Source organism: Roseicella sp. DB1501 (assembly GCF_013112485.1).
Lineage (GTDB): Bacteria > Pseudomonadota > Alphaproteobacteria > Acetobacterales > Acetobacteraceae > Paracraurococcus.
The window spans coordinates 21,690-39,860 of the sequence record NZ_JABFHG010000024.1; the positions used below are offsets into that span (position 1 = coordinate 21,690).

General features: G+C 70.0%; 19 protein-coding genes. 6 read left to right on the forward strand and 13 right to left on the reverse strand.

The window, feature by feature from the left end; translation table 11 throughout:
• Positions 1-125 precede the first annotated feature (125 nt).
• From tnpA to tnpC, 3 genes are read left to right on the forward strand one after another with little or no spacing between them, the layout of a single operon-like run.
• Positions 126-581: an IS66-like element accessory protein TnpA gene (tnpA, locus tag HJG45_RS27185; protein WP_111472675.1), complete on the forward strand. Its 456-nt coding sequence runs from the start codon at positions 126-128 to the stop codon at positions 579-581.
• Positions 578-922, forward strand: a complete 345-nt coding sequence (gene tnpB, locus HJG45_RS27190; protein ID WP_111472676.1) for an IS66 family insertion sequence element accessory protein TnpB — start codon at positions 578-580, stop codon at positions 920-922. The genes tnpA and tnpB overlap by 4 nt, the downstream gene beginning before the upstream one ends.
• A gap of 58 nt (positions 923-980) precedes the next feature.
• Entirely contained in the window at positions 981-2,501 is a 1,521-nt protein-coding gene (gene tnpC, locus HJG45_RS27195; protein WP_111472677.1) for an IS66 family transposase, read from the forward strand.
• 154 nt (positions 2,502-2,655) lie between these two features.
• On the opposite strand, the gene HJG45_RS27200 is transcribed toward tnpC, so the two are convergent.
• Positions 2,656-5,634 (reverse strand): Tn3 family transposase, encoded by a 2,979-nt coding sequence (locus HJG45_RS27200; RefSeq protein ID WP_171617020.1) that lies wholly within the window; start codon positions 5,632-5,634, stop codon positions 2,656-2,658.
• Positions 5,635-5,784: 150 nt separating this feature from the next.
• Between HJG45_RS27200 and HJG45_RS27205 the strand changes: the two genes are divergently transcribed.
• From HJG45_RS27205 to HJG45_RS27215, 3 genes are all read left to right on the forward strand, one after another.
• Entirely contained in the window at positions 5,785-6,369 is a 585-nt protein-coding gene (locus HJG45_RS27205; protein WP_111472673.1) for a recombinase family protein, read from the forward strand.
• Positions 6,370-6,614: 245 nt separating this feature from the next.
• Positions 6,615-7,286 (forward strand): phosphatase PAP2 family protein, encoded by a 672-nt coding sequence (locus tag HJG45_RS27210; protein WP_368040688.1) that lies wholly within the window; start codon positions 6,615-6,617, stop codon positions 7,284-7,286.
• A gap of 128 nt (positions 7,287-7,414) precedes the next feature.
• Positions 7,415-7,855 carry an EamA family transporter gene (locus HJG45_RS27215; RefSeq protein ID WP_111472668.1) on the forward strand — a complete coding sequence of 147 codons (441 nt, stop codon included), beginning with the start codon at positions 7,415-7,417 and terminating at the stop codon, positions 7,853-7,855.
• Positions 7,856-7,906: 51 nt separating this feature from the next.
• On the opposite strand, the gene HJG45_RS27220 is transcribed toward HJG45_RS27215, so the two are convergent.
• The 12 genes from HJG45_RS27220 to HJG45_RS29580 form a co-directional block, all read right to left on the reverse strand.
• Positions 7,907-8,650 carry a DUF6675 family protein gene (locus HJG45_RS27220; protein WP_128080151.1) on the reverse strand — a complete coding sequence of 248 codons (744 nt, stop codon included), beginning with the start codon at positions 8,648-8,650 and terminating at the stop codon, positions 7,907-7,909.
• Between the two features lie 206 nt (positions 8,651-8,856).
• Entirely contained in the window at positions 8,857-9,243 is a 387-nt protein-coding gene (locus tag HJG45_RS27225; RefSeq protein WP_111472666.1) for a hypothetical protein, read from the reverse strand.
• Between the two features lie 24 nt (positions 9,244-9,267).
• A complete protein-coding gene (locus HJG45_RS27230) occupies positions 9,268-10,026 on the reverse strand; it encodes a hypothetical protein (protein WP_111472665.1) in 759 nt (252 codons plus the stop codon).
• Positions 10,027-10,227: 201 nt separating this feature from the next.
• Positions 10,228-11,526, reverse strand: a complete 1,299-nt coding sequence (locus tag HJG45_RS27235) for a HAMP domain-containing sensor histidine kinase (protein WP_165839081.1) — start codon at positions 11,524-11,526, stop codon at positions 10,228-10,230.
• Positions 11,527-11,569: 43 nt separating this feature from the next.
• Positions 11,570-12,253, reverse strand: coding sequence for a response regulator transcription factor (locus HJG45_RS29060; protein ID WP_111472663.1), 684 nt, complete (start codon positions 12,251-12,253; stop codon positions 11,570-11,572).
• Positions 12,254-12,374: 121 nt separating this feature from the next.
• Complete coding sequence (locus HJG45_RS29065) at positions 12,375-12,980, reverse strand: PepSY domain-containing protein (protein ID WP_165839080.1); 606 nt, start codon at positions 12,978-12,980, stop codon at positions 12,375-12,377.
• 170 nt (positions 12,981-13,150) lie between these two features.
• Positions 13,151-13,783 carry a DedA family protein gene (locus tag HJG45_RS27250; protein WP_111472661.1) on the reverse strand — a complete coding sequence of 211 codons (633 nt, stop codon included), beginning with the start codon at positions 13,781-13,783 and terminating at the stop codon, positions 13,151-13,153.
• 26 nt (positions 13,784-13,809) lie between these two features.
• Complete coding sequence (locus HJG45_RS27255; RefSeq protein ID WP_171617022.1) at positions 13,810-14,610, reverse strand: hypothetical protein; 801 nt, start codon at positions 14,608-14,610, stop codon at positions 13,810-13,812.
• 126 nt (positions 14,611-14,736) lie between these two features.
• The gene (locus HJG45_RS27260) at positions 14,737-15,159 is read right to left on the reverse strand and encodes a hypothetical protein (protein WP_171617024.1); all 423 of its coding nucleotides are present in this window, start codon (positions 15,157-15,159) and stop codon (positions 14,737-14,739) included.
• A gap of 387 nt (positions 15,160-15,546) precedes the next feature.
• Entirely contained in the window at positions 15,547-16,668 is a 1,122-nt protein-coding gene (locus HJG45_RS27265) for a histidine kinase dimerization/phosphoacceptor domain -containing protein (protein ID WP_171617026.1), read from the reverse strand.
• A gap of 473 nt (positions 16,669-17,141) precedes the next feature.
• The gene (thiE, locus tag HJG45_RS27270; protein ID WP_254452834.1) at positions 17,142-18,008 is read right to left on the reverse strand and encodes a thiamine phosphate synthase; all 867 of its coding nucleotides are present in this window, start codon (positions 18,006-18,008) and stop codon (positions 17,142-17,144) included.
• A 65-nt stretch (positions 18,009-18,073) separates the two neighbouring features.
• The coding region (locus tag HJG45_RS29580) for a transposase domain-containing protein (protein ID WP_171617028.1) at positions 18,074-18,171 on the reverse strand (98 nt) is incomplete at its 5' end.

Sequence of the window (18,171 nt, forward strand, 5' to 3'; positions counted from 1 at the left end):
CCTCCCATATCCCAACTTGCCTATCGCCGCAGAACAACGTAACCGTCGTCCTGACCTCACCTTGCGAAACGCCCCCCTGATGATGCCGTGTCGGATGTCGGCATGCGGCGGAGGTGGCGTTGGAGATGGAGGCGGAGGCGGTCGAGACCGGTCATAGGACTGGTCGTAGGACTGCTCGCAAGGCGCGGCCCGACGAGGTAGTCGAGGTTGTCACGCGCAGCGAGGGACGGCGGAGTTGGTCGGCGGACCAAAAGTGTCGGATCGTCGTGGAGGCGATGCAGCCCGGTGTGACGCCGACCGAGGTGATCCGGCGCTGGGGCCTTACCTCGAGCCTATTCTATACGTGGCGGCGGCAGGTGATGAGCGGCGAGCTCGGCGCGGTGCCGATGCCGCTGCCCGCTTTCGCGCAGGTCGCCATGGCAGAGGATGTGGCGATGCCGCCGCCGTCCGCCCTGGATACCCCAGCACGATCGCCGGCACGCATGGAGGTGGTGCTGCCCTGCGGGACGCTGCTGCGGCTCGACGAGGATGTCGGGGCCGAGGCGCTGCGCCGGGTCTTGGCGGTGCTGCGCGGCCGATGATCGGTCCCCCGCCGGGCGCCCGCGTCCTTCTCGCCTGCGGCGTCACTGACATGCGGCGCGGCATGGACAGCTTGGCTGCGCTGGTCCAGCAATCGCTCGGCGCCGATCCGTTCGACGGCTCGCTCTACGCCTTCCGCGGACGCAAGGGGCGGCTGGTGAAATGTCTCTGGCACGACGGGGTCGGCCTGTGCCTGCTGACCAAGCGCATCGAGCAGGGTGCCTTCCCCTGGCCCACGACGCCGAATGGCAAGGTGGTGCTGTCGCCGGCTCAGATGTCCTTGCTGCTCGAGGGCCTCGAGTGGCGCCGGGTGCAGCCGGCCTGGCGGCCTACGGCGGTGTGATCGCGCAACACGCTGCTTTCGCTTGGTGCGACGCGCGGGCGTCGGCGACGATTCTGCCGTGCCCGACACTCCGCCCCCTGTTGTGGTGGAACTGCGCACCGCGCTTGCCGCGGCGGAGGCGCGCATCGCGCAGCTCGAGCAGATCATCCACGACCTGCGACGGGCACGGTTCGGCCCGAGCATCGAGCGCGTCGATCCGGGCCAGCTCGCGCTGGCCCTCGGCGCGGCTCCGCCACCTCCGCCGGCGAATGGCAATGACACCCCGGTGCCGGAGCGCAAGCCTGCCGCCGAACGTCGGCGCAACCGTGGCGCGCTGCCGGTGCATCTGGAGCGCATCGAGGAGGTGATCGACATCGCCGACCGCGCCTGCCCCTGCTGTCGGGGCGAGATGCACCGGTTCGGCGAGGACCGGGCCGAGCGGCTGGACGTCGTACCCGCCCAGTTGCGGGTCCGCGTCACCGTCCGGCCGCGCTATGCCTGCCGGCGCTGCGCCGAGGGTGTGCACCAGGCGCCAGCACCGGCACGGATCGTCGCCGGCGGCCTGCCGACCGAGGCGCTGCTGGCGCATGTTCTGGTCTCGAAGTACGCCGACGGCCTGCCGCTCTACCGCCAGTGCCAGATCCTCGCCCGCGGCGGCATCCATCTCGACCGCGCGACGCTCTGCGACTGGGTGCGCCAGGCCTGCTGGTGGCTCCGGCCGCTGCACGAGTTGGTCCTTGCCCATGTCGTCGGCCATGCGCGGGTGTTCGCCGACGACACGCCGCTGCCCACCCTGGCGCCAGGCAGGGGACGGATGCGTGACGGGCGGATCTGGGCCTATGCCGCCGATGACCGAGCCTCGGGCGGCACCGGGCCGCCGGCGGTCGCCTACGTCTACGCCCTGGACCGCAAGGGCATCCGGCCAGCTCGGCATCTCGCCGCCTTCCGGGGCACGCTGCAGGTGGACGGCTATGGCGGGTTCCGCGCGCTGGCGGAGCGCAGGAACGACGGCGCGGTCGCGCTCGCGTTCTGCTGGGCGCATCTGCGCCGGCGCTTCCACAAGATCCACGCCCACACCGCCTCGCCAATCGCGGCCGAGGCCCTGCTGCGCATCGGCGCGCTCTACGCCGTCGAGCGCGAGGTTCGTGGCCGACCCGCCGAGGAACGCCAGGCCGTCCGCCAGGAGCAGAGCGCGCCGCTCGTGCGCGATCTCCGCCTATGGCTCGATGCGCAGCTCGGCCGCGTCAGCCAGGGCTCGGCGCTTGCCGCGGCTATCCGCTACGGCCTGCGGCACTGGGAGGGCCTCTGCCGGTTCCTGGACGACGGCACGCTCGAACTCGACACCAACAGCGTGGAGCGGGAGATCCGGCCCGTCGTCGTCACGCGCAAAGCGGCGCTGTTCGCCGGCAGCGAGGGCGGCGGCGAGAACTGGGCCATCGCCACGACGCTGATCCGCACCGCCATCCTCAGCGGCGTCAACCCGCAGGCCTGGCTGACCGACGTGCTGGAGCGGATGGTCCGCGGCGAGGTCCGCTCGACGGAGCTCGCCTCGCTGCTGCCCTGGGCCTGGCGCCAGCCCGGCACCGCCGCCGCGGCGTAGGGCTATCGCGTCGGCAGCGCCGCCGGCATCTCCTCCGCCTCGCTCGTGTCGGCGTGCACCGCGCCGTGGATGATCCGCGTCGTGACCTCCTGCAAGTGGGGGTCCGGACACGAAAGTGCGCTGAGTGTCCGGTTCGTGCGAACGGATCCGGAACCTACGCGGCCAGGATGGAGGGCCTGTCGCGCAGCGGCCTGAGAGATCCGGCGGTGGGCTGGGCTTCGGCCGCCCAGACGTAGTCACCGGTGAGGCCGACATGTTCCCAGCCGAGCGGAGCGACGTGGCGGACCAGATCGGGCGTGACGGCCTGCCCGCGGGCGCGGAGCGCGTCGAAGGAGGCCTGCAGGTAGCGGGTGTTCCAGAGGATGATGGCCGCGACGAGCAGGTTCAGCCCGGAGGCGCGGTAGGCCTGGTTCTCGAAGGAGCGGTCGCGCAGTTCGCCGAGGCGGTGGAAGAAGACCGCCCGCGCCAGCGCGTTGCGGGCCTCGCCCTTGTTCAGCCCGGCGTTGGCGCGCCGGCGCAGGTCGCTGCTGCGCAGCCAGTCGAGGGTGAACAGCGTCCGCTCCAGCCGGCCGACCTCGCGCAGCGCCACGGCGAGGCCGTTCTGGCGCGGATAGGCGGCAAGACGACGCAGCACGTCGGAGGCGGCGACGTGGCCGGAGCCGACCGAGACGGCGAGCCGCAGCGCCTCGTCCCAGTGGGCGCGCAGGTGCTCGATATCGACGGTGCCGCCCATCATGCCGGAGAAGGCCTCCGGCACCGCCATGCCGCGGAAGGTGTAGAGCCGGCGGTCTTTGAGATCGCGCAGGCGCGGCGCGAAGCGGATGCCGAGCAGCGCGAAGAGGCCGAAGACCTGGTCGGTCGCGCCGCCGGTGTCGGTGTAGTGCTCGGCGAAGCGCAGGCCTGTGCCGTGGCGCAGCAGGCCGTCGAGCACGTGCGGCGCCTCGGAGGCGGTCGCGGCGATGACCTTCGTGTGGAACGGCCCGAACTGGTCGGAGACGTGGGTGTAGAAGGCGACGCCGGGCTCGTTGCCGTGCCTGGCGTTGACGTCGCCGACTGCCTCGCCGCGGCCGCCGGCGCGGAAGAACTGCCCGTCCGAGCTGGAGGTGGTGCCGTCGCCCCAGGCCGCGGCGAGCGGCAAGGCGCGGTGCGCCTCGATCAGGCGGGCGAGGGCCGCCGCGTAGCATTCCTCGCGGACGTGCCAGTCGTGGGTCCAGGCAAGCTGGCGGAGCGCCGGACCGCGGCAGGATTCCGCCATGCGCGTGAGGCCGAGATTGATGCCGTCGGCCAGCACCGCGGTCAGCAGCGCAGCGCGGTCGGGTGCGGGCCTGCCGCTGCGCGCGTGGGTGAAGCACTCGGAGAGGCCGGTCCAGCCGTCCACCTCCAGCAGCAGGTCGGTGATGCGGATTCGCGGGAGGAGGGCGTAGGCATCGGCCGCGAACCGTTTGACCTCGGGCGGCGCCTCCGCCCGGATCGGCGTGATGTGCAGCCCGTCCTCGTCGAGCGTGGCGTCGGGCAGCCGACCGGCCCCGGCGAGTGCCGCGACCTCGGCCATGGCGGCTTCCAAGGCTTCCTGTCGCGATGCGAGGTGAGCCTCGATGTCCTCGGCCACGCCAACCGCCAGCGGCCCCTCCGCGCGCAGCGCTGCGAAGGTCGGCCGCGGCAGGAGGAGATCCTCGAAGTTGCGGTAGCGCCGGCTGCCGCGCACCCAGACGTCGCCGGCGCGGAGCCGGTCGCGGAGTTCAGAGAGGACGCAGACCTCCCAGGCCCGGCGGTCCGGCTTGCCGGCGCCGCCGATCACGAAGGGCCGCCAAGCACGCCGGATGAAGCCCGTTGGCGCATCGTCCGGCAGGGTGCGCCGGCCGGCGGCGTCCATCTCGCGCAGCACCGCCAATGCCTTGCGCAGGCCTGCGGTGCCGGTCGCGCCCTCGAAGTCGAATGTCTCCAGCAGCGCCGGGGCGAAGCGCCGCATCGTCGGCCAGCGGCCGACCAGTTCGGCACGCATGTCGATCGCCTCCGGCCGGGCGAGGTCCTCCGCCTCGGCCACGGCGCGCAGGAACGGCGCCCAGCCCACTGCCTGCTCGACGGCGTCCGCCGCATCCGTCCCGCCCTCGCGGGCGGCGATCACGGCCCGGCCGGCACGGGCGAGCAGGCGGAGGTGGGCCTGCGCGTCCCGCAGCGCGCCGGCGGCACCCTCCGTGGCGCCCTGCTCGGCGCGGCGCGACAGGGTGCCCATGAGCTTGTCGAACATCAGCAGGGCGGCGTCGGTCAGCTCCGCCTCGAGCCGCAGGACGGCGGCGGCGAGGGTCGCGCCCCGCCGCGGCTGGGCCAGGTCGCGCAGGTGCTGCGCCGTCATGCGCAGGCCCTCCCCGGCGAGGGCGTCGAAGGCGATCGGCGGCACCGCGGCCTCCCGGCTCCGCTCGATGCCGAGCGCTCGGACTGCGCGCAGGCGCTCGACCAGGCCGTGCAGGTTGGCCGCCGCGGGCGAGACGGAGGCGCCGCGCAGCCATGCCAGGCGCGACGGGCTGCCGCCGGGCGCGGCCGCTATCAGCCCGTCCAGCTCGGCAAGCCGCGCCACGTCGAGCCCGTCCGTCAGGGCGCGGTGCGCGACCCGCTCGGCCCGGGCGCGCGCCTCGTGGATCAGCCCCTCCAGCACCCCGGGCGTGGGCAGCAGGATGCGCCGACGGCGGAGCTCCTCGATCAGCGTCGTGGCGAGTTCCGCCGGTGTGCGGCGCGAGCCGGCGATGGCGGTCAGCCAAGCGACGATCGCACGCGCCTCGGTGCGGCCGAAGCTCCGGAACCCGCCCTGCCGCATCAGCTCGGCCAGATACTCGCGCCGGCTCTGCGGACGGAGACGGTGGACCTCCAGCGCCGTCGGATCGGCGTCGACCTGCCGGGCCACGTAGGCGGTCATGAGTGCCGGTGGCACCTCGGCGGCCTCCAGCGCGCGGCCGGGGTGCCGGAGGGTGAGGAGCAGGAGCGCGTAGGCGAGCCGGCCGTGCGGGCTGCGCTTGGCCGCGACGAGGGCGAGGTCGTCGGGGGTGAGGGTGCAGTGCCGCACCACCTCCAATTCCTCGGTCGGCAGCGCGAACACCCCTGCCCAGAACGCATCACCCAGCAATCGCCGCCTCGCCATCCGAGCCTCCCGTGAAGGGCCGGCACGTTACGGGCGGCTGTCCGACAAACGAACCCCAGCCGGCCAGCCCCGGGATGTCCGGCAACCCTGGCGCGGGGACGGGAAAGCGGACATGCTCCATTCCGGACGGCAATCCGGACAGGTGCAGCGATGGCAGCAGTCGGTTACGTCCGGGTTAGCACGGCGGACCAGGACCCCGCGCTGCAGCTCGACACGCTGGCCGCGGTGGGCTGCGCCAAGGTGTTTGAGGATCGCGCCTCCGGCGCCCGCACCGACCGGCCCGGGCTGCGCGCCGCCCTCGACTATGTGCGCGAGGGCGACGTGCTGGTCACCTGGAAGCTGGACCGGCTCGGTCGTAACCTGCCGCACCTCATCGAGACCGTGGCGGCGCTGGAGCGGCGCGGGGTGGGGTTCCGCTCGCTCACCGAGGCGATCGACACCACCACCCCCGGCGGTCGCCTGGTGTTCCACCTGTTCGCCGCCCTCGGGCAGTTCGAGCGCGACCTCATCCGCGAGCGCACCCGCGCCGGCCTTGCCGCCGCGGCGGCGCGGGGGCGCACCGGCGGGCGCCGGCCAGCCGTGACGGAGGAGAAGCTCCGGCGGGCACGCGCTCTCATCGCCAAGGGCCTGAGCGTTCGCGACGCGGCGGTCCGGCTCAGGGTGGGCAAGACCGCACTCTACGAGGCGCTCCGCGGCCCACGAAAAGCGGCATCGGATCAGCCACGGACGGAGTAACGGGGCCGTCGTGCCCGGCATGCATCGTCCGGGTCATTAGGCTATGCCGCTCAAGCAGGTAGGGCGTTGGGGTTCAAGTGGGCCTTCCGGTCCAGAGCCCGCGCTCGCCACGAAAGGCAGAAATTATGGCGCCGTTCGCACCCTCACCGGCCGACGAAGCGTCTCGGCGCGACGAAGGGCGACCTGCGGGCCGACCGAACCGGCAGCCCGAGCCTCCGCGGCGGCGCTGGCCAGAGCTTCGGATCGTGCTGCCCTTTGCCATGCTGGCTGGCACCCTCTGGGGCTTCGTCTGGCTAGCGGGCGAGGTGGTGGAGGGGGACACCCGTGCCTTCGATACCCGCCTGCTTCTGCTGCTCCGTAACTCTTCAGACCCGTCTGATCCCATCGGCCCCCTCTGGTTCGAGGAAATGGCCCGGGACTTCACTGCTCTCGGCAGCGTCGGCGTTCTCTCTCTCGTCACGGTGGCCGTGGCTGGCTTCCTCCTTTTCGCTCGGCGGCGGGGGGCGGCGCTGCTGGTGGCCATGAGCATCGGGGGCGGATGGTTGCTGACCGAGGCGCTCAAGCACGGGTTCGAACGGCCGCGGCCCGACCTCGTGCCGCACGGCACCGTCGTCTTCACCTCCAGCTTCCCCAGCAGTCACGCGGCGATGTCCGCCGTCGTCTATCTCACTCTCGGCACCCTGCTTGCCCGCCTGCAGACCTGTCGCAGCCTGAAGATCTACGTCATGACCTCGGCCACGTTCCTAGCCCTGCTGGTCGGCGCCACCCGCGTGTACCTTGCGGTGCACTGGCCGAGCGACGTCCTGGCCGGCTGGGCTGTCGGTGCGGCCTGGGCGCTAGCCTGCTGGCTGGCCATGCGCTGGTTACAACGCTGCGGCCGGGTCGAACGGAACCTGCCCGAGCGAACCGAGGCATAGTGAGCGGAGCATAAGCAACCGTCTTGCTCGAGGGCTTGACCCGGCATGAAGCCCTCCGGCGAGGGATGCCGTTCCGCCGCTCGGGGCGGCACGCCGTCGCTGACCTGCTTGCGTGGAGAGAAGATGAGATGATCGGCAATCCGCTGTCGTCCTGGCAACTCTGGGCTTGCCTCTCGGCGGCCTTTGCAGCGCTTACCGCCATCTTCGCCAAGATCGGGGTCGAGGGCGTGGGGTCGGACTTCGCCACCTTCGTCCGCACCATCGTCGTCGTGCTGGCCTCCGGCGCCCTGCTGGCGGTGACGGGCGGATGGCAGCCGCCGGGTTCGGTGCCTGCACGGAGTTGGCTGTTCCTGCTCCTCTCCGGCCTCGGCACGGGGGCGTCATGGCTGTGCTACTTCCGCGCCCTCAAGCTCGGCGATGCGTCGCGCGTCGCGCCCATCGACAAGCTGAGCGTCGTGCTGGTCGCGGTGTTCGGCGCGGTCATCCTCGGCGAACGGCTCTCGGCCGCGAACTGGATCGGCGTGCTGCTGATTGCCGCGGGTGCCGTCCTCGCGGCATGGAAGGGCTGATCCCGGGCGAGGACGGCGGCTCGATCGGGGCGGCGCTCCCGGCGCCAGCCCTCATTGCTGAGCCGCCGGAGGTTCTTGGTCCGTGGGGATCCCGGCGGTATGGCGAAACATTGCAACGGCCCGATTGATCGACGACGCCTTGTGCCCCGAGGTGAATGCGTTCGTTCGCAGACCCCACAAGCCGTAATAGCCCCAGGTGCCACGCTCCGGGAGCCGCTCAAGGAAGAAGGTGGTTTGCAGGTCACCTGGCGCGAACAACGTCAGGAGGAACAGGCGCACCGGCGTCACGTTGTCGACCGAGATGACCAGCCGTTCCGGCTGCTTTTCCAGCACGCGCATCCGGTACACGACTTCCCCCGAAGAGCGGCTGTCGGATTGCACGAAGTAAAGCGCGCCGCCCTCGCCCATCTCGCCGGGAGTGAAGTCGGGGCGCCTTCTGGCCGGGTCGGGACCATCGAGGGCGGCGGCGTCGGTCACCAGCGTGCGCCAGCGATGGTCGCTGACGGACCAGTACCGCGTTCCGACCAGAGCGGAAATACGTCCGAATGCGGCCAGCAACGCCTCGACCCCGCCGTCATGCTCGAAGGCCCCCACCACCGCGACAAGCAGGGTGGAGCGCCCGGAGGTCCACCCAACGCAGGGCGCTGCCGTCCAACCATCGACTTTCATGGTGCGGATGTGGGGCGGATGACCCGGCGCGGCATAGGATGGCACTGGTGGGCCCCCGCAAGGGGGACGCACACCCTCCTGGGCCAAGCTGCCGGACGTGCAGAACAGGATCGCGACGACCACCATCCCAAGTCTCATGCCCGACTCCTGCGGCTTGGACTTCGCTCATCATACCGGCAGCGGACACTCCCGGCGCAGGCAGACACGACCGGGCCCGGGAAACCGGGCGCCAAGCCCTGACAGCTCCGATTGTGCCCGCCCCGTTCCATATCGGCTACGGCATGCAGATGCCCACGGGCGGCGGGCCGGCGCGTTCCTATCGCGCGGCGCCGTCAGGCTGCAGGCTGGTCCATGATCTGGAGCAGTTCGGTCAGCGTCCTCTCGCAGTTGGCCCTGTCCGGCGTGCTCGCCCGCAACGCGGCCAGGGCACGATCAATGGCCTTGTCGATGCGGTGCCACTCGGAGGGCGCCCGAGGCTTCAGCCCCGCTTCCGCGTCATCCCACGAGGCCTCCAGGTCCTTGATACGCGTCCTTGCCCCGACGAGGTCGCCCTTGTCGACCAATGCTTTCGTATCGACGACGACCGCGCGGAAGGCGGAGAGGTCGCCGAGCTGAGATTGCGCGGCAAGCGCCGGCCTGGTCCACGAGACCGCCAGGACGGGCGTGGCGGCTGCGCCGCCAAGCAACGCGAGGGCGACAAGATACCGGGCAGTGCGCATAGGCGGTCTCCTTCCGTAGGCAGGTCAGCCGCATTCGGCTGGCCCAGCCGGAGCCGGGCGGTCGAACCCCGTGACGCTGACCCAGGTCACGAGGGCGACGATCACGGCGAGGAAGACGATACTGGTCACGATCGTCCCGAGCCCCAGCCCGCCGTAATTCTGCGATTGCGACAGCAGGTCGCCAAGCGACGCGCCGAGCGGGCGCGTCAGGATGTAGGCGATCCAGAAGGTCAGTACCTCGCCGGCGCCGAGCCGGTACGCGACGTAGGTGGCTGCGATCAGCGCGCCGAACGCCAGCACGCCTATCGTGAAACCCATGCTGAGCGCTTCGGTGGCAAGGTCACCTGCCGCCGTGCCGAGTGCGAAGGTGAACAGGATCGCAAGCCAATAGAACGCTTCGCGCCGGGTCGTGTCGATCGAATGGATCGAGAGCGTCCGTTCGATCGAGTACCAGATGGCGAAGACGCCGGCCAAGCAGACCGCGAAGGCGGCGGTGCTCACATAGAGGCTGACCTCGAGCTCGTCGGTCAGGAAGTCAGTGATCTGCGTGCCGACGACGCTGATCAGCACCACCGCGAGCCAGTAGCGCCAGGGGATGTATTCGCGTGCGGCGAATTGCGCGCTGAGGGAGAGGAGCAGCAGCGTCAGTGTGATCACGTCGGTGACAAGGGTGCCGAGCCCCACATGCACCGCGAGGTAGTCGGCGCCGGTCTCGCCCACGGTTGTCGACAAGATTTTAATGATCCAGAAGGCAAGCGTGACCTCCGGAACCTTGTTCAGCATCGTCGCCAACACGGTGCGTCGTCCGGTCGCCACCAATCCCCCCATGAGCTCGAGAGGGAGGTGGACTACCCGGGCCGGGGTTGGCTCGACGTGGACTGAACCTTGGGAATTCCCAATCGGAAGCGCCCTCCGAAGTTCCGAGCGGCCGGCATGCGAGTGTGCGGGGCGCCCACCCCGCCTTTGGCTGAAAGCCTCCCGCGCTCACCCAACCGGCAGCAGCACTTCGACCCGCAACCCGGGCGCGGCATCCTGGAGGCTTACGCTGCCTCCGTGCCGCCCGGCGATGGCCTCGACGAGACTCAGGCCGAGCCCGCTGCCCGGCGTCGTGCGGCTGGCCTCCAGCCGGTAGAATCGCCGGAACACCCGGTCGCGCTCGGCGGCCGGGATACCGGGACCGTCGTCCTGCACCCAGAGCAGGACGAGCTCGCCGCGCACCTGCCCCCCGACCCGGATCCGGGTCCCGGGCCCGGTGTGGCGACAGGCATTGTCGACCAGGTTTCCCAGCATCTGGATCAGCAACTCGCGGTCCCCGCGGAATCGGAAGTCCTCCGCTTCGCCGCTCAATGCCTGGCCCCGATCCTCGGCGAGCGGCTGGTAGAGCTCCACCACGGTGGCAACGAGTGTCGGCGCGTGCACCGGTGCGAGTCTCGCCTCGTCCGCGATGGACTCGATCTGGGCGATGCGCAACAGCGCCGCGAAGGTGTCCAGGATGGCGTCACTGTCGGTGATCGACCGGTCGATGGCCGCCTCGTATTCCGCGGCACCGCGGGGCCGCCGCCGCACCTCGCCGAGCCGGTTGCGCAGCCGCGACAGCGGCGTGCGGAGGTCGTGCGCGATGTCGTTGGTGACCTGCCGCATGGCCTCCATCAGGGCGCCGATGCGGTCCAGCAGCGCGTTGAAGCCCTCGACCAACTGGTCGAGCTCGTCGTCGGTGCCGCGGGTCGGCAGGCGGCGCGCCAGGTCGCCGCGCATGATGGCTTGCCCGGCCTGCCCAATCCCAGCGATCCGCCGCAGGACGCTCCGGCTCACCAGGAAGCCGCCCGCCAGCGCGAGGGCGAGCGTCAGCGCCCCGCCAAGGGCGAAGGCACGGAGGATGAGCTCGTCCAGTTCCTCCGCCGTGAAGGCGTCCTGGCCGATCAGCAGAGTGCCGCCGTCGGGCAACCGGATGGCCTGGGTCAGGATCGGGTGGGAATCGCCGCGATCATCCTCCGGCCCGGGCAGCCGCAGCGTGACCCAGCCCGTTCCCTCCAGCCGCGCCGGCGGCAGATTGCCGGCGAGCCGCCGCCCGGCGGCGTCGAGCAACAGGCCGTAGGCGCCGGGGTTCTCGGCGATCGTCTCGGTCACGCTCCTGGCCAGGCCGGCGCTGTTCGCCGCGTCCTCATCCGCCAGGATCGCCTCGAGCCGTGCGGCCACCGTGCCGCGCAGCTCGGCCTGCAGCGTTCCCACCGCATACCAGTGAATCGTTGCAAACAGCACCGCAATGCACAGCAGGAGTAGCACCGCGAAAAGCCCGGTCAGGCGAAAGGCTGTGGTCCGGAACAGCCTAGGCAGACGCACGGATCATGTACCCGGCGCCGCGCACGGTGTGGATCAGTTCGGAGCTGAAGCCCTTATCCACCTTGCCGCGAAGGCGACTGACATGGCTCTCAACGACGTTGGTGCCGGGGTCGAAGTGCAGGTCCCAGACGCCCTCGAGCAGCATGGTCCGCGTCACCACCTGCCCGGCGTGGAGCATCAGGTACTCCAATAACTGAAACTCCCGCGCCTGCAGCTCGATGTCACGCCCGGCGCGGCGAACCACACGGGACAGGCGGTCGAGCTCGAGATCGGCGACCCGCAGCACCCGCTCCTCCGTCACCCCGCCGCGCGGCCTGCGCCCGAGCGCCTCGACCCGGGCGGCCAGTTCCGCGAAGGCGAAGGGCTTGACCAGGTAGTCGTCGCCTCCGGCCTTCAGCCCGGCGACCCGATCGGTGACCCCGCCCATGGTGGTCAGGAACAGCACGGGCGTGGCGACCTTCGCCGCGCGCAGCGCCGTCACCAGGGCGAGACCGTCCACCCCGGGCAGCAGGCGGTCCACGATCAGCAGGTCGTAAGCGTCGCCGTCTGCAGCCCGGAACAGGCCCTCTCGGCCGTTGCCGCTGCGGTCCACCGCATGACCCAGTTCGGCCAAGCCGTCAGACACAAAGTCGAGCGTCTCGGGATCGTCCTCAATGACCAGGATGCGCACCGCCTTCCTCGCATTCACCCTGCCGTACCGATATAGGGCCTGACCCTTGCCGCGGCACCGCGAGGCCGCTGCCGGGCCACCCGGTCCTCTGCGGCATCCCGGCCAGGTGCTGGATGGGGCGTCACCGGGATTCGCCTGGTTCGTGCCCCTCGGGCTTTTCCTGCTCCGTCCGTGCGGCCTGGCGGACAGTACCGTCGGCGGGATTGACACGGAAACTGTGGATCTTGCCGTCCATGGGCACGTCCACGGCCACGACCCACTGGCCGTTGCGGAGGCTGTAGTTCGCCTCCAGCGCCCGGCCACCCGCCGCCTGCTCGGCCGCGGCGACGGCGGCGGCCAGGGAGCCTGGTGCGGCGGAGGCGTGCCGGAGCGCCGAAGCGGGCAGCCCATCCTCGGCGAGAGCGCTGGCGTTCACCACCTTGCTGCCGGCAACGGCGCCGGTCGAGGGATTGACCTGCACCAGCCGCAGCCCGGTCGGGGTCTGCACCGTCACCTCGTAGGCATTGGTGTTCCGGTTCACCTCAAAGCCGAACACCAGCGCCCTGCCGTTCGTGTGGCTCTCGGCCGCCTCGACGGCCGCAGTGGGCGAAATGGACGCACTTTGCAGCGCGGTGATCTCCTGGCGCTCGGTCGCGTTCGGCGGAGCGGCCAGCGCTGCGGCGCCGCCGACCACCATCGCGCTCGCAAGTGCCGCGTGCACCATCCAGGACTTCGTCTTCGCCATCATCTCGATACCCGCCCATTCCGCCCCGTCATGGGGCGGAATGGGTGCCAGGATGGGAGCGGGCCGGTTACCGGCGCCTGTCGGCATCTGTGGGGATCTGTACACCGGCGGCGCGCTGCCACAAGAGCAGTTTCAGGAGTACGTCGGCGATTCGGGGACGCGGGTGGGCATGGTCACGAGCCATGGTTGCAGCGATGCCAGCGCTTCCGAACGAAGCGGACCACGGCCAGCACGGCGAAGGCGGAGATGGCGTAATCGAAATAGTGGAAGGCCTGGTTCAGCCCGGGGGACGAGCCCCACTGGTCGCCCAGCACCAAGCCGACATAGGCGAGCAGGAGGCACCAGGGCCAGGAGCCAATGAAGGTGTAGATGTGGAAGCGCAGCTGCGGCATGCCGGCGATGCCAGCCGGCAGCGCGATGAAGGTGCGGATCACGGGCAGCATGCGCGCGATCAGCACGGCGGCGCTGCCGAAGCGCTGGAAGAAGCCGTCGGCACGCTCGAGATCCTTGTGGGTCAGCAACACGTACTTGCCCCAGCGCTCCACCGCGTGCCGGCCACCGTAACGGCCCACAGCATAGGCTACAGCCGAGCCAAGATTGCAGCCGAGCGCCCCGACCGTCGCTACCAGCCAGAGATTCATCTGTCCTTGCGAGACCAGGTAACCGGCGAAGGGCAGGATCACCTCGGAGGGCAGTGGCAGGCATGCGGATTCCGCCGCCATCAGCCCGGCCAGCCCGACGTAACCGGCGGCCGAGAGGACGCCGACGATAGCCTGCGCCAGCGTGCCGGTGACGCCTGCCTGCATGGAAAGCCTCTACTCCCGCGGCCGCCTCAACTCGGTGCCGCGTATTCGCCGGGATGGCGGCCGGCGCGCTGCGGCAGGACCAGGATCAGGACGACCATAATGCCGGCAATGACCAGCGATGCGCTGATGCGGCTCAGTGCCAAGCCGCCGTGCGTAATGGGCTTGTCGAGCAGGTCGCCGAGGGTGGCTCCGAGCGGCCGCGTTAGGATGAAGGCAGCCCAGAACAGCAGCGTGTGCGACAGGTTGGTCCGGTAGTAGGCCGCCGCGACCAGGGCCAGCAGGGCAAGGAAAACGAGGGCGCCGCCCTCGTAGCCGAGCCCGGTCGAATCTGCCATCCAGTCGCCGAGCGCAGTACCAAGGGTTTGTGAGAAGGTGATCGTCATCCAGTAGAAAGCCTCCACCCGCGGCGTGTTGACGGTTTCCACCGAGACCGTCCCCTCCCACCAGTACCAGGCGGCGAGCGAGAGCAGCACGCAAAGCAGCAGCAGCGATGATCCGCCGACATAGCCGATGCCGAGCGAGCGGTCGGCAAAATCGGCCATCGTCGTGCCGGCCGTAGTCGAAGCAACGATCGTCGCCCAGTAGAGGGAGGGGTGAAACCGTTTGGCCGCGATCTGCCAAATGACGAGCGACACCAGGATGGCGAAGAACAGTGCGGTCCCGATGAGGTAGCCGCCGTTATGGGCATCCTGATCGGCGTGAAGGAGCGTCATCGTGAAGGCGTCGCCCCCGGTCTCGCCGAGCGTCGTCGCCAGGATCTTGATCACCCAGAAGGTCAGGGCGACCTCGGGCACCTTGCTGCAGCTTAACTGGTCGAGTCGGGTCATGCCTGCGGCGGGTCCCTCTCTGGTTCAATGGCCGGGGCATGATGGGCAGCGCGAGTTGGGCGGTGCAGTTCGCCGGATTGGGAATCGGTAACTTCCTGATTGCACAGTCGGATCCCACCGCGAGGGCTATTCAAGCCTTCCGAGCGAGTTCATGGTTCGTTCCGGATAGCGGACACTCAGCGCACTTTCGTGTCCTGACCCCAAGTGGGCGGCGAGCGCCCGATCCAGTTCCACGAACTCGGGCCAGAGCACCGTGTCGTTGAACCCACGCGGCACCCGCAGCATCACCGTCGTGCGCTTCTGCCGCGGGTAGCGGAAGGGCTTGAGGCCGTAGCGCCGGCACAGCGCCACGAAGAGCTGCCGCGACCAGGCGTCCGGCATGGAGAACTGCAGCTCGACCGGCGGATCCCGCCGCGCCTGCTCCGCCAGCCGCGCCTTGACCCGCTCCAGCGCCGCGCCCGCCGCCTCACGCTCGCCGACCGTCCCCGCACCGGCCATCAGCACCTCGATCTTGCGCAGCCGCGCCAGCAGATCGTCCTCGACCGCCATGCCCACCCCGCCACGTCGGAGCGACCAGGCTACCGCGCCAGCAGGCGCCGCAAAAACCCGCCGCGAAGCAGGTCAGCAGACGCTCCCCGTGGGGCCGCGACGACGGTTACGTCCGGACACGTGTGCCCTCCATGGCCAGCAATGTGGATCACCGTCCTGCGCACCAACTCCATTGGCTCCAGGCACCGGCCACCGGGGCCACGCCGACGGCACTACGGCAACGCTTCCACGCCGCCACCGTGCTCTCGATTCAAGAGCACGGTGGCGGAAAAGCGCCAGAGGCCGGCAGAATGCCCGTCCAGTGCGATCTGGCCATCAGCCGGGGCCGGCGAGAGGTTTTGGGAGGGTGGCGAGCCCGTGGAAACGCTCGGGGCGAGAAGCCGGCCTTCAGCTCTCGCGGTTGAAGCGGACCACGACCCGGCCGCCCGGAGCGGCGCGGTCGATCTCGACCGCCGCGCGCGGCGGCTTGGCTAGGGCAGCGACAACGCGCATACCGAGGCCGCGGGAGCACCGCGGGTCGAAGTCGGGCGGGAAACCGGGCCCGTTGTCTTCCACCGACAGCTCGGCCGCTCGTTCCAGGCGACGGAACCGCACGCGCACCGTGCCCTTGCCGTATTTCAGGGCGTTAGTGATAAGTTCAGTGACTACGAGGCCGAAGGCGGGAGCATCATCGGCTGGCCAAGTGTCGCGGTCTGCTCCGACCAGATCTATACCGCACCCCTGCGCCGTGTCGGCGAGAGAGGCGCGGAGGTCGGCGATGAGGCCCTCCAGGTAGACCGACATCTCGATCTCGCCGAGGGAGCTGCCCCGGTACAACCGATCATGCACGGCCGCGATCGTCTTGACTCGCGCCGCCGCCTCTTCGAGGTGCGTGCGTGCCGGTTCCGCCTCGAAGCGAGCCTGCAGCGAGAGCGTGCTCTGCACGAGCTGAAGCGAATTCTTCACCCGGTGATGGATCTCGCGCAATAGAAGTTCCTGTTGCCGGCCGGCTTCGCGGCGGGCCGCCTCGCGCTCTATGGCGACGGCGAGGGTATTGGCGAGCGCCTGGAGGAAGTGGATATCGTCCGCGCAAAACTCGCCCCGGTCGGTGCTGTCCGCCTCCAGCACGCCGAAGGAGGCGCCGTCGCCGCGGACGACAACGTTGATCGCGCGCCTGACGCCGTGTTCGGCCATGAGCGCCGGCGTGCGGAAGCGAGACTCGCCGTCGAGGTGGTTAGAGAGCACGGGCTGCCCGGTGTGCAAGGCGTAGCCCGCCGGGCTCTCCAAGTCGCCGCCCACGGTTGCGGTCCCGACCACGCCCGGGCGCCAACCCACTCCGGCACGGACCAGCAACCGGTTTTCTGCCGGCAGATGTTCCAGCACCTTGGCGAACGGGCAGCCCAATCCCTCGACCACGCAATGCGCCGCCCGGTCGAGCGCGGGTTGCAGCGCGGGTTCGCGCAGCGCGAAGACTCCAAACTCAGCGATCAATCGCTGCTGCCGCAGTCGGCGCGTGAGTTCCGGCTCCACAGGCGGTGCTTCGGGGGGGGCGGGCTTCGGAACGGCGGCTATCCTTGACTGCAGTGCCATCATAGCCGGCGGAAGTGGGTGTGGCGAAACCTGAAACCAACTCCCGCCCGATGTGGGCGTCGTGGGGAAGCGGCGGGGGTTGCCGGACATTTTTGTTGCACATTTTGATCGATATCAACAGCCACGAGGTCGGGGCTGTCGAGATGACCAACCATCGCACAGCCTCGCCGAGACGGCGATGTCACGCATCAAGCACCTGGGCGAGCGCTTTGCGGCTCGCGATCCCACCAAGTTGCCAAGGGGGCAGATTCGCCGCGCCATTCTAAACACCTTCAACGCCCTTGGTATGCCCGACACCGTCGCGCGTGCCTAATCAGGGCAGCAAAGACCGAACCGTGTCTTCACACTGAATTCTACGACAGCGCCTCGTGGAACGCAGCGATAGGCGTGCGGATCGGCCCCGCGCGGAAGGTTCACACTGCCGGCGCTCCCCCATTGCTCCGACGCCGCTCTGCGCGCGCCGCTTCGACCGCTTCCCGAAGGCAGTGCGCCGCCACCTCGGGGTCGGGCGTTGAGCAGATCGCGGAGATGACCGCGACGCCGGCTGCGCCATCGCGTATCGCCGGGGCGAGGTTCTCGGCGGTTACCCCGCCGATCGCCATAACGGGCAATGGTGCGAGCGCGCGGACGAGCACCGCGCGTGTTTCGGGTGAAACAGGCACCGGAGCGTCTACCTTCGTGTCGGTCTGGAAGACTGGGCCGAGTCCAACGTAATCCACCGCGCCCCGATCGATGCTGGCCGCGTCTGCTTCCGTCACCACGGAAACGCCGATAACAGCATCCGGGCCGAGCAGCCGCCTCGCCTCCGACGCGGGCATGTCAGACTGGCCCAGATGCACACCGTCGGCCCTGGCGGCAAGCGCCACGTCCACCCTATCGTTGACCAGCAGCGGCACACCCAGCGGCGCGAGCGCCGCCTTCAAGCGCACAGCGACTTCAAGCAATGCGCGGGTCGAGGCGGCCTTGTCGCGCAGCTGTACCATCGTCGCCCCGCCGCGCACCGCCGCAAGTGCGACGTTCTCAACCGACCGCTGCCCGACGAGATGAGGATCGGTGACGAGGCACAGCGTCGGGTCGAAGCCGTGCCGACGGTTCAGCGCCACGTGCACCCCCGCCAGCACCGTCGCCTCGTCGAGGCCGTGCAATGCATCGATGAGGCCGATTTGTAGTGACGCTGGGCCGCGCGCCCCGAGGTCCGCCGCGGCTTCGCCGGCGAGGCCAAGTAACGCTAGGGCGTGTGCGACGGCCGCAAAACGCTCGCTCCGGTCACGTGCCGCCAAGCAAGCCCCGACTAGGGCTGCGGCGTAAGCGGGGAATTCAGGCCCATCTCGACTGCGGTTGACGCTCAGCCTTTTTCGGTGGTGGCCCAGCACCACGGCATGAGTTCGTCGATGCGGCTGTTGGGCCAGCCGTTGACGAGGCGGGTCAGCAAGTCGGCGAGAT